We start from the raw sequence: 13344 nt of genomic DNA, 5'->3' as shown, positions 1-13344 counted from the left end.
GCTCCTGGAAAGGCAACTGAAATGTGCCCTTCCAGGAGTCGGTTCCGACGTGTTGTTAGGTCCGGGAATGCGTAATAGCCCGGGCCAATGATCGCCTCCAGCGGAACCCAAACACGATCGCTAGAGAGGCAAAAATACCCCCGCCGATCGCACAAGCAACGCTTACCTTCCTTGCCAGCCTCAAACGTTCCCGCCCCTGGCTCAATTTCAGCTCACCTGCATGAAGTCGCTCTTCCCCGGCGTCAACCTTTCCTTGTCCTTCGGCAACCTGTTTTTCTCCCTCGGCGATCTGCTCTCTACCCTCCTTCAGGCCCTTCCCGGCGTTTAGCAGTCTGTCCGCCCACTTCAGGAACAGGTTGTCTTCAGCTTGCGCGTACTCCGCCTTGCCCTCGGACAACTGGCGTCTTCCGGCGAGCAGGTCAACCTTGCCTTCCTCCATCGCAGACTGTCCTTCTTCTAGCCGTCTTTGACCTTCGGCTATTCGGACCTCCCCGGCAGAAATGATTTTAGCGAGAAACAGATAGCCAGCTACCGACGCAATAGCCAATAGAATAAGGATTAGTAGCGTAAGGATCCTACCCATATTGTTATGCCCATCATTTGATCACCATCACCCCAACCATACCAAGCACAAAACCTAGCACCGCGCCCATCGGAGGCGCCCAATGTTTTGCGAGTTTTACTCTTGGGGCGATATCTTGAAATACGGAATACAGAATACCTCCAGAAGCCACAAGCACAATAACAGCAATGGCAATAACTTGGTTTTGCATCCATAAGTAGCTGGACACCCCAAAAATAGGACCCAGAAATGCCATCAAAAAGAAAATGGCCATAATTTTTTTCGGACCAAATTTATAAGATCTGTTCAACTCACGATATGCGTTAAACCCCTCTGGGACGTTTTGCAATACGATTAGCGCCGCAAGCAACACCGCGTCTGTACTTCCGATTGCAAATGCAGTTCCAAGCGCTATTGATTCAGGTATGAAATCAAGAAGCATCGCCACGAGTTGACTGGCCGGCGTCTCCAGCTTTAGAAGATAAATGTCAAGCATCATGAAAATGAGCCCACCAACCAGGAGGCAAGTAGATGCTATCAACGGATCAAGCTTGGCAATACCATAAGGAACTAATACGAGAGCTACCGCAGATAATAGAGCGCCGCCACCAAATGCCATGATGCTGTGACTGAATTCTGCCTCAACCAATCGTGATCTGAATTTTCCGAAGCTGGCCAGAAACGCACCGAGAAGCATCGCCAATCCGGCTGCCAATGTGAGCCCAACAAGGATTACTAAGTTATTCACAATCTTTCCATTTTTAGCGCATAACGCCCCACATCAGCGCCAATTTTGGAGTGAAGCCGGAGGCGTAACGGAAAAATTGTCCCGTGCATGTGATTGTTAGTGCTCATGACTTCCTGCTGCGACTTAGTAAAAACAAAGCAGCTGCTGCTACCCCTATTTCAAGGGCTAAATAGACGTACATGATTGGATTCTCTGAGCCGTCGATAATGAGGCCTACGACACGGCCACAAGCCATGCCGAGCATTAGGAATAAAGTGGCAGCTAACCCAAGCCGGATTGATTCTTGTTTTGAAGCGAGGATGAATAGCACTATGCCAACTGCTATCGACATGCCACCGTAAGTGGCTCTCATATCGGTTAATGCAGCCGCGGTTGTTGGGACAGCGTTTGTAACCAAAAAAGAAAGCTGAGAAGGCGCGAATACGAACCCTAGGCCGTACAAAGCAAAAATTGTGGCAGTGATATTTACTAGGAATTTGTTCATATTCATGTGTTGGATAAAGTCTCGCTTGTGAGCACGAACGCCAAGCATCATGCGAAGCTGCAAGCGGGAGCGAAGCGGACGCTGTAAGCCGTCGCCTGTATGCCTTTGTTAGGCAACTACGGCGCATACAAAGGTTCAAAAAGCGTATCTCAATTCTCAGTTTCTATTCTCAGTTCTGTTTTACTATCTGCATATCCTGCTTTACTCACGAAAATGCTTATGCTTCCGGTTTTAGAGGTCCCGGGAGGTGGCGTTCCACCAATGACCCCAACCTGGAGTACCGTTTGAAACTTCGTGGAATAGAGGCCGTTAGCGCCAGTGACGCCATTGATAGAATGACTGCTTGAGCCTGCCCACATAAATGTTCCAGATATTGGTGTCAACTTTACTTTAGCATTCGGCACAGGCTCATCGTCTTCTCTACGCACCTTCACGAAGAGATCTATGATCTTACCCACTTGCGCGGGTTCTGGTGCATACCAAGCGCTCACTCTAAGCGCCGGAGGGCTGGGTGGTGGGGCATTTAAGATACCTATGACCACCCATCCGATCACCGCCGCGATAACGCTTGCAGCGATTCCCGCCAACCATTTTCCCATTACGGTGACCTCCATTTCTCAAATGCCTAACGCTTGCAGCATGCGCGCCTTTGTAATGGAGCCGAAGGCGCAATGAAAAGGGCGTCGCTGTGCCTGTACTTGTTACACAGCACCGAAATAGCCCCGCAGAATTAGCAAAATAGGCAACAGAAGAACGAATGCAATAAAGAATGCTGGAAAAAATGCCCGGCCCAGAAGTACCAAAAAGGTAGGCCTTGTGTTCAAAACCACACCAGGAAGTTCATCCGAAACCCAAACTTCCATCTTGGCACCAACCACCAATTCTTCGTCGGGCGTGTAAGGTGGAGGAGCGATAAAATGTATTGGGCCCTTCCCCTCAATTCTGATGCCTAGCTGAATCAACTGATCCAGACGAGCACGATGATTCTGCTCGACCAATGCCGAGGCCTGCCTCGCCCGAAATAATGGCTTTAGCTGCGAAAAACGCACCAGTGCGATCAGCAAAAAGATCGCTGATACCGCTATCACATAGTAAACGACGAACTCGGTTGTATTCATGCGGTGTAACGCCGCCAGCATGGGCGAGTGAAACGAGTCCAGCCCACGTTTCTTTGTGGGCGAGCATGACTGGCCTTGTTAGGTGGACGATTAATTGGCTTGTTTACATTGAGCATGTTCAACCTCTGCTACCACTCGAAGCTTCTCTAGCAAAGAATTTCGATCGTCATAGGTGAGCCCCTTCGTTGGAATAGGCTCTAAGTAATGAAGAACAATTGTTCCAGGCCGAATCCTCCATTCACCTACCGGAAGGCAATGCCTAGCACCAGCAATGTAAAGAGGATGAATAAGAGCCTGCGACTCAATCGGCAGAACCGCCGCACCTTTTTTATAAGGCATCAGTTCTCCATCAATACTCCGCATTCCCTCTGCCGATATCAGAATTAAACCACCGTTTTTTGCGTAAAGAGCAGCCTTGCGTAGTTGTCTCTTTGATTGTTTGGGCCATTGCCGAACAATGACCCACCCCATCAAGCTTGTCGCCCAACCTAAGAATGGAATAAGCGCGTATTCGATATTCCAAATACTCATCAGCCGCTTATCACATCTTGAGGAAATAGCCGTTGGGACAATTAAGCTTTGTTGATTGAGGACAACTATAACTCCACCTTCCTCGAGCTGAGACTGACCGTTCTCAAATTTAACTTCGACTACGACCCCAAATATCTTCATCGTTGTTTGACTCCAGCTACGAATAATTCGCCAACTGCGATCTAAGGAAATTGGAGCGACAACTACCGCGGCTCCTAGCATAGGAACCATCAGACTTATCGATAATACATAACGAATTAGTTGATTAATAATATCCATAATTTACCTAACGCCGTTATTCAGCGGCGCCCCGCTAGGGGCGTCAGGTGGAGGGCCATAGGCCCGGAACGAACTGCAATACCTTGTTAATTGCCAATGGTTACTCCGGGCTCCAAAAGCCAGCACCGTTCATTATGCGCGTACCCCAGACGACCATAATAAGTGCTGGCGGCTGGGGCAGCGAGCAGTATGACTTTGCAGTGAGGCCCAAGCTGTGACTGGGTCAATAACTGTAATCGTTTGCCTATCCCTGATCTCTGATAATCCTCGCGGACTGCGAGATCAGACAAGTAGCAGGCATAGTGGAAATCAGTGACGCTGCGGGCAACACCAACCAGCAACGAACCATCCCAAGCGCTAACGATCAGGTTGGAGTTTGCCACCATCCCCTCAAGACATGCGCGATCCTGCATAGGCCGGCGCTCCCCGAGTGTCGAGCTCTCAAGCAGGCCAATGAATTGATCGGCAGTGACGGGATGGTTAACTTTGAACTCGATGGTCATACCTTTCCTTGGCAATTAACGCCCGCAGCATGCGCAGCTTTTTAATGGAGGCGGAGCCGCAATGGAAAAGACGTCGCCATGCCTGCGATTGTTATGTTTTTTTGTAAAAAAGTGACATTTTATTCTTGCAATCTTCAATCATATAAAGTCGCCCCTGAATGTCTTCTACATAAACCATTTCGCCTTCATAGAGCTCCCCATCTATAAAGGCAATCATGTCATTGTAAGAGTTTTCCTCTGATAGTTCGTTTTCAAAAAAATCGCCTTCCTTTAAAGCAACGCAAGTATTATTTTTGGAAAAATCATGCCTTATCGAGTCTAGAACTTTTTTATTATCCCCATCTGGACCGATCTCGTAAATTACGTCAAAGTCTGGATCTTTTGCTGGAATATCAAAGCTCAAACCCTTTGCCTGAATTTTAAAACCTTTAATTATAATTGGTCTTCTACCGACATTAGCCACGGTCACCTTAAATACGTTGAACCTTGTGCCGCTTTCGTCAAAGTTTGAGTGTGATACAACTTCCGCCCAAGCTTTTACTTTGGCCTTATCTCTCTCAATATTGTATGCGGAATATATAAACCCGCATGTCGCGATCAATAGAGAAAACAAAGATAAAATTAACGATGCTTCCATGTGTCACCTAAAAAATAACGCTAAGGTAACCGGCGCCGGAGCGCAGCGGAGGGAACCAAAAGCGCTACGCTTTTGGCGTCCGGTTGACCGCTTGGTTAGACCTACTTCTCTTTCCGAATCCATTTACGAAGTTTGGCACTCATCTCACGCTCCGCGACGCTCATCCTTTCCCTAGTCCTCGAGGTGGTGAAGGCAAACCCAGCTCCCAGAATCGAGCCTAGCAATACGCCAAACAACGAAACCCTAAAAACGACCTCAGTTTTGCCAATAAACACCAGAAGAAGACTGCAAAAAATTACGATCGAGCTAGGCAGAGCAATGTGGCGCTTTTGAATTTTTCGGCCGATTAAAACTAAAACCAGCAGCGCAACTAGTTGAAGAAACGACAGGCCATATATAAAACCGGAAAACCTCCATAAGCCTTCGGCCAGGCCATGCTCGAAGATTAAGACAGCGAGGAGAACTAGTAAAAGCCATGCCCATGACCAATCGAATCTTTTGTACAACGGATCTCCTTCAGTTCACTTCGGTCTAACGCCAGCCAGCAAGCGCGGCTACGGAATGGAGGCGAAGCCACAATGCAGTGGGCGTCGCGTGCCTGGCCTTGTTAGTTTCTTTGCAGATGCTCACTTAATTGCATCACCCGAAACCGACTCAAAGCCTCCCCAGAACCCTTTGTGCGCCCGCACAAAATCTCCTGAAATAAGTTTGAAATTAACGATGTATGTGTCATACGCATAAGGAGAGCTCCCAGTCGAGTGACGAGAACTTTCATCAACAAAACCAAGCCGCAGACGACTTTTTTGAAGATCGTTGTCTAATACTGAGATGTCGAGATCGTAAAACACCAGATCATCCGGAGCGACGTTCGGGTACTCCTTCTGAATATGGACAATTGCGGCAGCTTTGAAGTCATCTACCTTGATTCCCTCGATTGCCTGCACGCCAAACGCCCATACGCATCCCAAAAACAGAACCAAAAACCTCATGACATACTCCTTAAAAACTAACGCTTTGCATAAGCGGCGCCCGACTAGGGCGTCCGGTGGAGGCCCATCGGGCCGGAACAGACTTAATGCACTTGTTCTATTACAAGTACAAATCGTCGTTCGGTTGATACTGAAAAAGCTTATCACCGACATAGACTTGGGAGCATTTTGCGCATTTGTACAGCTGTTTCGGGTCGTTGATCACAAGCAAGTGATAACCCAAAAAAAACAGCATCGCCAAGATGCCCAAAGCATTTTGAAGGACCAAGGCCGCGGCAAAAGCCAACAAGAAACACAAAAGAGATACCTGGCTTTTCGTGCTCCCAGTCCACAGGAATGCCGCTAAAGGATTGCCGACGTAAGGCCCTGCATTCAGCCTCACGTTGCCAACTTTGTCCAATCTGGACTTGCAGACCTTACACTTCAGCATGGTTTGGAATATAACGCTGAGCGAAGCGGCGGCTGAAGGCCGTCCGCCTTACGCAACTTGTTAACTCAGATTTAGATGTACTGTTTCTATTCCGAAGAGAAAGTGATTACGACATTGACCCTCGAAAACCCGGTTTGGATAGATACGGTAATACTCGCTCATTCCCCGAAGATCAGAGTTGTCTGACTCATTTCGCCAGCTTTCAATACACTCCTCGAAAATGAGCCGAAGCTCTTCGGCCATTAGCCTACATATATCAATTCTGGGGAAGAAAATTTCACTTTCCTCAAGATCCTTATGAGCAATAAATTTGTCTCTACAATCTTTCACTTCTTTCCAAAATTCATCGTATTCGCTCTCCTGAAGACAGGCACTTTTTAACAAACGGCTCTTTACAGCGTCTACCGAAAAGCCTTTGCCCGAAGAGAACACGTCAGGCCGGCTAAAAAACTTGGAAAAATGTAGGGCGTCCGGTGTAGGGCCGCCAGGCCCGAAACGTACTACAACTATTTGTTAAAGGCTTTTCAGTCAGCTCTCGGTAGTCACGACAACGCCAAAGATATCGTCTGTAAGACGCTCACAGCTGTCAGGAATCCGCCAATGACGATCAATCTTCTTTGAGAGAGATCGATACCCTGAATCAGAACAAAGGTTCCGACCGCGCCGCTGAAAAAACCTCCGCTGAACTGGGAACCACCAACCGCGTAAACAAATACCAAGTAAACCACTGCCAGAAGATACAGCAATACTCGTAGCGGCTTGACCTCAAAACGCTTGTAGTAAGCTTGGTCTTCTGGGGAAAGATCTTCCTTGCTCACTGCCAACTCCATTGAGCCTTTAACGCCAAGCACAGCGGCGGCTGAAAGCCGTCCGGTGGCCGTAGGCCACGTACTGCTGCGCCTTGTTAAATTTGGTTGCGGGTGACGACATGGATTGCCCCAGCAGCAATGAGCGCGATGGTGGCAATTATGTCTGCGATGACCACCTTGCGAATGGCGTCATTGTACCCGCCAACCGACCACGCAATAGCGATGAAGGACACAACGCTGACAAGGCCCGCAACGATTGCCATTAGTTGTAGCGATGGCTGGAACGCTGCATACACCAAGAACAGACCAAGAAGCCCGAACAGGATGGCCCGGTGACGCATTAGGATTTCAATGTTGGGCTCACCCAGCGAAAGGCCGTATAAGGCAGCAAGGCGCTCAGCACCCAAAACACCGGAAACGGGCAAGAGATGAATGATGCCGACGAGCACCAGCAGGCCTGTGACAACTTTCTCCATGCTTGCCTTTCCTCCCTGAATTTAACGCTAAAGCTCAGCCGCCGCTTCAGCGGTCGGCTGCAGCGCCTTGTTAGCTGATTTGCTGGCTCGAATCACCAAAGGCTTCGATTTTGTAGAAACGCTAAGGCGTACCTCTGGTGTTCCGTGCTCAAAGAGGTTGGAGTATCGGTCCATTGGCAATCTGCAACTCCAAACTTCGCCAGGCCCCAGTACATGTGGCAAATTCTTACCAAAGTGCTCTGTAAAAACCTGCTGAGTCACGCTCATTTGCATGCCGCTCTTATTTTTTGAGTGGGTTGCACGTATTCCCATTACAGTAGTCGGCAACGAACCAGTGTTTACCACCTCAATATGACAGTAGCTTTCGTAAGTGATGGTTTCACCATGTTCCGTCTTCTCTCTCTTTATAACCTCGCCATCATCATAGTGAGTATTCAGGACGATTCGGCTTTTCAAACTAGCGCCTGAATTTAGCCATTTCACGACATCCCAGAGCAGGACCAAGGTGGCGATAACCGCGCCCCACCAAGCTACAACATCTGTACTACCCATGATTCAAGATGTCTCCCTTCATACAGCTAACGCAAAGCACAGCGGCGGCTGGAAGCCGTCCGGTGGCCGCAGGCCACGTACTGATGCGCCTTGTTAATTTGATTCACCCCAATCAACGCCGAAAGCTTGCTTTACAGATTGTGTGCAAAAGTATGCCGTTATCGCTACCGGAATCAGGATTGAGGTGATGAAAGAGATCTGAAACTCTTGATCGGGCGACACACCCAAACCCCAAAGCATGACATCGGATATGTTGTTGAGCCCCAAGAGAACAACGAGAGCTAAGAATACCCAGTAAGCCCATTTCTTGAGGGCTATAGCCGCAAATGACGTTAGAAAAGCAATTACAGAAAAAGCCATCAGCGCAATGGACAGCCCCGAAAAATTGCCGCTCATCAATACACTTACAAAACTAGCACCTGATGAAATCATCAGCCAAATTGCAGCGAGTGCCACGCCTCCAGGGCGCTTCGAGTCGATATTTTCCTGATTGGATACTTCCCGTGCTTCCATTCTGAGAGCTACTCCTTTAGAAATTAACGCTGAGCTTTGCGGCTGACGGTGCCCAGCACCGGCAGTCCGCAACAGTGGCTTGTTAGGCAAAGTTTACGGAACATAAACCAAGCCTACGTGGAACTGTACAATGCCATCGGTTGCTTCCACCTTCCCCGTAAGCACTAAGTCACTGGGACCTTCACCCTCGGTATACAAATCTACCAACACATCCCAGTGAGATCCCATCCACTGTGCGCATGACGTTTCCCAGGTTTCTTCAGGCAGTTCCACGAGAGTCTCGCCATACTCCGCAATGTAATCTTCAATTTGAGTAGCCAACTCAGGGCCAACTGGAGATACCCCGGTGATTGGACGACTCAACCGATAATCACCCTGCACAAATGCAGCAACCACTTTGCAGAGAATTGGTCTCCAAGAAGCTGCGATGGGGTGAGCAGCGCTTTCATCTTTTATTGCGGCCGGTTGATCATGCATTGGTTCTTATTGCCTAACGCCCGGCACATGCGCCGCTTTGGAGCCGCGAAGCGGCGGAAAAGCGGTCGCTGTGATGCCGTTTGTTATGGTTTATCAGATAGTTACCGAAAAATCTCTCTGGCGTAAGCTAAATCACAGGCTATCGTGAATAAAACAAGAGCAAACACCACCAACTGCGCCTGATGCAGTTCGAAGATCCCTCGCCAAGAAACCGCACCATCACTCACGTCCCAAACCAGAACCAAGCAAACAGCGTTAATCAAAAGGATTACGAGATGCGAAGACGATGAAATTCTCTTAAAGCTCATGACTGAGATCTCGTAACACCATAACGCCGAGCGAAGCGGCGCGTCTCACGCGTCCGCCTTACGCGATTTGTTAGCTTGATTTGCGTCTCGATGGCGTAGTTGCCCTCAATGTTGCAGCTGAATGCTCCAAGACATAATTTTGGAGAAGGTTCTCCACAATATCCATCACGTGCTCAACCTCTGCCGCTTTAGGTTCGTGACCTCGGTGGGCGGCAGCATGGCCGATTTCGAGCGCAGCTTCCAAATATTCTCTATTTACCTTGCTAACAAAACCCTGCGCTTCGAGTTGCCCTAGTTTCTGAGCGAACCCCCCAATATCACCAAGCTTCTCCGTCATGTATAAATCTACGAGTGTCCTTGCTCCCATCAGAGCAAGCCGACGACAGTCAGAGCTCAGCGCAATGTAGACCTCCAAGAGTAGGTCTCCCATTTCGTCTGGCAGATGGCTAAGCCAAGCTTTGGGCAGAGGGCGTGAAGTAATTGGAGGATAATAATCGATGGTGGGCTCTGGCCACTCTGAAAATTCAAATACCTTTTGAAAACAGATATTTTCACAACCACAGCACTCGAGCATCGAGTAGGTGGTCCGAGAGCTTATCTCGTGAAAACCGTGAGGATCACTCGGATCAGCCGGCTCACTATCCGATTCCTCTCGCCGCGCGATCACCAAGTGCTTGGTTTCCTGACCGCAAGCATTGCAGTGTGCTCGAGTAATGTCTGGCTCGGTATTCGGCATTGGACTCGACTCTCTTCTACGCTAACAGCGTATTCAACGAACACGTTCGTATAACACGCATTCGTATAATTCCAAAAAAACGAGTTTTCCTGTACGAAAAACCTGTATAAAAACAAAGCATTACAGGAATTCCCACGGCTACCGCCGGAGTTATACCCCCACCCCAGCATGCGTCTTTCCAGCCCCTGGGGGGCGTATAACTCCAAAACAACCCAAACTCTGCTCAACCATATCAGATACTTACACTGCGTTCTCGCACGGTTTCTGGAGTTTTGCGAACGAGTTCGTATAACTCCACCCCGCAGCTTCCGTTGACTGCCAGCGCAAGCTAAATATACTGTATATAAATACAGTTTCGGAGATTTGTGATGGATATGGATGTCCCCTCCCCCTTGCCAGCAGCTCCTGTGAGGTTTCTGGACAAGCTACGCGGCTTCATTCGTATGCGCGGACTTGCCTATAAAACTGAGAAAACCTACCTGTTCTGGATCAAACGATTCATTCGTTTTCATGATCGCAAACACCCGGAGACGATGGGCGCCTCAGAAGTGGAAGCATTCCTCTCGCATCTGGTCCTGCAGGCAAACGCCAGTGTGGGCACTCAGAGAGTGGCGTTGAATGCCCTGGTTTTCCTGTACCGAGAATTTCTCGGCGCCCCGCTCGAAAATCTGAATTATGAGGCCGCGCGCAAGCCACGTAAGCTGCCTACGGTTTTCAGCCCCGAGGAGGCCAGGGCCGCTATTGGCAATATGAAGGATGAATTCCGGCTGATAGCCATGCTGATTTACGGTTCAGGCCTTCGGATCAATGAGGTCTTGCGCCTTCGCGTCAAGGATGTGGATTTTGGGATGCAGCAACTGGTGGCTCGCAGCCCGGTAGACGACGGCTTCTAGCTTTCCCGGTTGCTGGCCGGTATCCGTTTTTACATATCAGCTCTTCGTGGCCCAACCTGAGAGTCAGAGGGCTGTCGGTAGGGTCTTCAACCATGATTCTCCCAGTTGTGGGAGGCAGTGGCGGAAAGTGGATTCCGCCACTGGGTAGGTTATGGCATGTCGTTGAAGGCGGCATCGGTCTTGGCCGCCATGACGAAATCGTTCTTGTGCAAACCGCCGATGGCGTGGGTCCACCAGCTTACGGTTACCTTACCGTATTCCAGAAGAATGGCGGGATGGTGGTCTTCCGCCTCGGCCAGGTCAGCCACTTTGTTGGTAAAGGCCTGGGCCTGGGCAAAGTTCTTGAGCTTGAACACCTTGTGCAACTGCTCCTCGCCATCGATTTCGACGATTTCCCAATCGGGCACTTCCTTTTTCAGGGTTAGCTTTTCACTCTCCGAAACCGTTGGGGTGCCTGCCCGGCAGGCTTCACAGGATTGCTGGGTTAACTCGCTCATCCGTTACCTCCTGAATCTGTTCCATTCGTGTCTACTCTGGGCTTCATGTCTGGCTTTATCAACCGGGGTGCGACGTTGCGTGAGGAAAAACCGGACGGATGCGGGTTAACTGGCAAGCATCGTTGCCGTTTCAGGCACCCCTGCCCGGCGCAACCCTTCCAGGTAACAGTCGATCTGTGCCTGCTCTCTCAGGTAGAACAGCTTTTCCCGGGCAAAGGTTACGGAGAACCCGGGCAATTCCAGCAACAGGCGCGCCGTCGCGTCGTGCGCCGCGGATGTTCGGTTGAGATAGGCCAGGGCCACTGCGCGGTGGGCGCTGGTCCAGTATTGGCAATTCGGGAGGGTCGCGGCCCGGTCCGTCCACTCCAGGGCGGTCTCATAATCACCCTGGAAAATCATGGCGAGGGCACCGTAGGTTAAAAACGCCCACATCTGCGGGTCGTTGGGACTCAGGGCAATGGATCGGCGGAAGTTGGTCAGCGCCTCGTCATAGCGGGCCTCGTAAGCCAGCGAATCACCCAGGCCGCAGTACGCCGCCGCAAAGGTGGGGTTCAGTTCGATGGCGGTCCGGTTTTCGCTGATGGCACTTCGGTACTCGCGCCGGGCCAGTAACACCCGCGCCTTCAGGGCATGAAAGGTGGCATTGTTGGGCACCAGTGACAGCGCCTGGTCGCAGGCGGCCAGTGCCTGGTCCAGGAGGGCTTGTGTGGGCTTGGTGTCCCAGTAGACCATGCCCAGAATCACCGCGTAGGCCCACCAGGCATAGGCTTCCCCAAACAAGGGATCCAGTTCCTGACTTTGGCGCAGCATACGTTGCGCCTCGAGGTTATCCGGGCCGGTGAAGCGATAGAAATGGTAGACCCCGAGATGATAACAGTCCCACGCCTGTAGGTTGGCCGGGCGATTGTGGACCAGCTTGTTGCGTTCGGCGTAGCCGATTTCCGGTTCCAGGCGCGCGGCAATGGTCTCGGTAATGTCGTCCTGGAGTTCGAAGATGTCCGCAATCTGGCGGTCGTAACGGTCGGCCCACTGGGTATGGCCGCAGTGGCAGTCGGTCAGGTGCACATTCACCCGCACCCGGTCGCCGGACCGCTGCACACTGCCTTCAACCACGTAATCCACACCCAGCGTTTCCCCCAGCACCTGCAGGTTGGTGGCCTGTCCCTTGAAGCCAAAGGTGGTGTTACGGGCCACGACATCCAGCCACCTGTGCTTGGACAGGTTGGAAATGATGTCGGTGGTGATGCCGTCGGAGAAATACTCCTGGCCGGGGTCGTTGGTCAGGTTGGTGAACGGCAGAACCGCCACGGCAGGTCTGGCACTGTGGGAGCCGGGCGCGGGGGCCGGATTACCAGGGTCAGGTTCGGCGTTCTCTGGTTCGGGGCCGGGAGCCTCGTTGGCAGTTGGAGTGTCGTCGGCATCCAGTTCCTGAACCGGCGCTACAAACCGGAAGCCTTTCTTGTGTACCGTGCGGATATAGCGCTGGGTGCGGCCATCGTCGTCGAGCAGCTTGCGGGCGATCTTAATGCGGCTGCTGAGCGCGGAATCCGACACAATCCGCCCCCGCCACACGCTCTCGTTGATCTCTTCCTTGCTGAGCATGCGATGGCGATTCCGAACCAGCAGTACAAGCAACTCTATCACCTGCGGTTCGGTTGCCAGGGCAACACCGCCACGGGATAGCTCGAAACGGTCCGTGTCGAGTTCGAAATCGTCAAATTGGTAGCGCATAAGCCAAGCCGGGAAAGCCTGTCCATATCTTTTAAATGGTATGGCAATCTCCACAGTTTCTCCATATTTAA

At 50.8% G+C, this 13344-nt stretch carries 18 protein-coding genes; 1 reads left to right on the top strand and 17 read right to left on the bottom strand.

Features of this window, described 5'->3' with window-relative positions; genetic code table 11:
* Positions 1-55 precede the first annotated feature (55 nt).
* From K0B93_RS00525 to K0B93_RS00455, 15 genes are all read right to left on the bottom strand, one after another.
* Complete coding sequence (locus tag K0B93_RS00525; RefSeq protein ID WP_219865326.1) at positions 56-439, bottom strand: hypothetical protein; 384 nt, start codon at positions 437-439, stop codon at positions 56-58.
* 157 nt (positions 440-596) lie between these two features.
* Positions 597-1310, bottom strand: coding sequence for a ZIP family metal transporter (locus K0B93_RS00520; RefSeq protein WP_219865325.1), 714 nt, complete (start codon positions 1308-1310; stop codon positions 597-599).
* 103 nt (positions 1311-1413) lie between these two features.
* Complete coding sequence (locus K0B93_RS00515; RefSeq protein ID WP_219865324.1) at positions 1414-1845, bottom strand: DUF4345 domain-containing protein; 432 nt, start codon at positions 1843-1845, stop codon at positions 1414-1416.
* Between the two features lie 98 nt (positions 1846-1943).
* A complete protein-coding gene (locus tag K0B93_RS00510; protein ID WP_219865323.1) occupies positions 1944-2408 on the bottom strand; it encodes a hypothetical protein in 465 nt (154 codons plus the stop codon).
* 87 nt (positions 2409-2495) lie between these two features.
* Entirely contained in the window at positions 2496-2912 is a 417-nt protein-coding gene (locus tag K0B93_RS00505) for a hypothetical protein (RefSeq protein ID WP_219865322.1), read from the bottom strand.
* A 90-nt stretch (positions 2913-3002) separates the two neighbouring features.
* Positions 3003-3722: a lysophospholipid acyltransferase family protein gene (locus tag K0B93_RS00500; RefSeq protein WP_219865321.1), complete on the bottom strand. Its 720-nt coding sequence runs from the start codon at positions 3720-3722 to the stop codon at positions 3003-3005.
* Positions 3723-3808: 86 nt separating this feature from the next.
* Positions 3809-4225, bottom strand: coding sequence for a GNAT family N-acetyltransferase (locus K0B93_RS00495; protein WP_219865320.1), 417 nt, complete (start codon positions 4223-4225; stop codon positions 3809-3811).
* Positions 4226-4316: 91 nt separating this feature from the next.
* Positions 4317-4862 carry a hypothetical protein gene (locus K0B93_RS00490; RefSeq protein ID WP_219865319.1) on the bottom strand — a complete coding sequence of 182 codons (546 nt, stop codon included), beginning with the start codon at positions 4860-4862 and terminating at the stop codon, positions 4317-4319.
* A gap of 626 nt (positions 4863-5488) precedes the next feature.
* Positions 5489-5851, bottom strand: a complete 363-nt coding sequence (locus K0B93_RS00485; RefSeq protein WP_219477863.1) for a hypothetical protein — start codon at positions 5849-5851, stop codon at positions 5489-5491.
* 972 nt (positions 5852-6823) lie between these two features.
* Complete coding sequence (locus K0B93_RS00480; protein ID WP_219865318.1) at positions 6824-7099, bottom strand: hypothetical protein; 276 nt, start codon at positions 7097-7099, stop codon at positions 6824-6826.
* A gap of 86 nt (positions 7100-7185) precedes the next feature.
* Positions 7186-7566 carry a phosphopantetheine adenylyltransferase gene (locus K0B93_RS00475; RefSeq protein WP_219865317.1) on the bottom strand — a complete coding sequence of 127 codons (381 nt, stop codon included), beginning with the start codon at positions 7564-7566 and terminating at the stop codon, positions 7186-7188.
* 27 nt (positions 7567-7593) lie between these two features.
* Positions 7594-8118: a hypothetical protein gene (locus K0B93_RS00470; protein WP_219865316.1), complete on the bottom strand. Its 525-nt coding sequence runs from the start codon at positions 8116-8118 to the stop codon at positions 7594-7596.
* Between the two features lie 93 nt (positions 8119-8211).
* A complete protein-coding gene (locus K0B93_RS00465; RefSeq protein ID WP_219865315.1) occupies positions 8212-8631 on the bottom strand; it encodes a hypothetical protein in 420 nt (139 codons plus the stop codon).
* A gap of 93 nt (positions 8632-8724) precedes the next feature.
* Positions 8725-9108 carry a DUF7668 domain-containing protein gene (locus tag K0B93_RS00460; RefSeq protein WP_228743133.1) on the bottom strand — a complete coding sequence of 128 codons (384 nt, stop codon included), beginning with the start codon at positions 9106-9108 and terminating at the stop codon, positions 8725-8727.
* 378 nt (positions 9109-9486) lie between these two features.
* Positions 9487-10152 (bottom strand): DUF4145 domain-containing protein, encoded by a 666-nt coding sequence (locus K0B93_RS00455; protein ID WP_219865314.1) that lies wholly within the window; start codon positions 10150-10152, stop codon positions 9487-9489.
* Positions 10153-10520: 368 nt separating this feature from the next.
* Here K0B93_RS00455 and K0B93_RS00450 point away from each other — a divergent pair, with 368 nt between their 5' ends.
* Entirely contained in the window at positions 10521-11045 is a 525-nt protein-coding gene (locus tag K0B93_RS00450; RefSeq protein WP_228743131.1) for a phage integrase N-terminal SAM-like domain-containing protein, read from the top strand.
* 149 nt (positions 11046-11194) lie between these two features.
* Here the strand turns inward: K0B93_RS00450 and K0B93_RS00445 are convergent, their stop codons facing one another.
* A complete protein-coding gene (locus K0B93_RS00445) occupies positions 11195-11542 on the bottom strand; it encodes a 4a-hydroxytetrahydrobiopterin dehydratase (RefSeq protein WP_219865313.1) in 348 nt (115 codons plus the stop codon).
* Positions 11543-11647: 105 nt separating this feature from the next.
* The gene (locus tag K0B93_RS00440; RefSeq protein WP_219865312.1) at positions 11648-13273 is read right to left on the bottom strand and encodes a winged helix-turn-helix domain-containing tetratricopeptide repeat protein; all 1626 of its coding nucleotides are present in this window, start codon (positions 13271-13273) and stop codon (positions 11648-11650) included.
* Positions 13274-13344 lie beyond the last annotated feature (71 nt).

This window comes from Marinobacter sp. F4218, from assembly GCF_019443085.1.
In the GTDB taxonomy this organism is placed as follows: Bacteria; Pseudomonadota; Gammaproteobacteria; order Pseudomonadales; family Oleiphilaceae; genus Marinobacter; species Marinobacter albus.
Note: the sequence above shows the minus strand (reverse complement) of the source record. Positions and strands in the feature narration are given on the sequence as shown.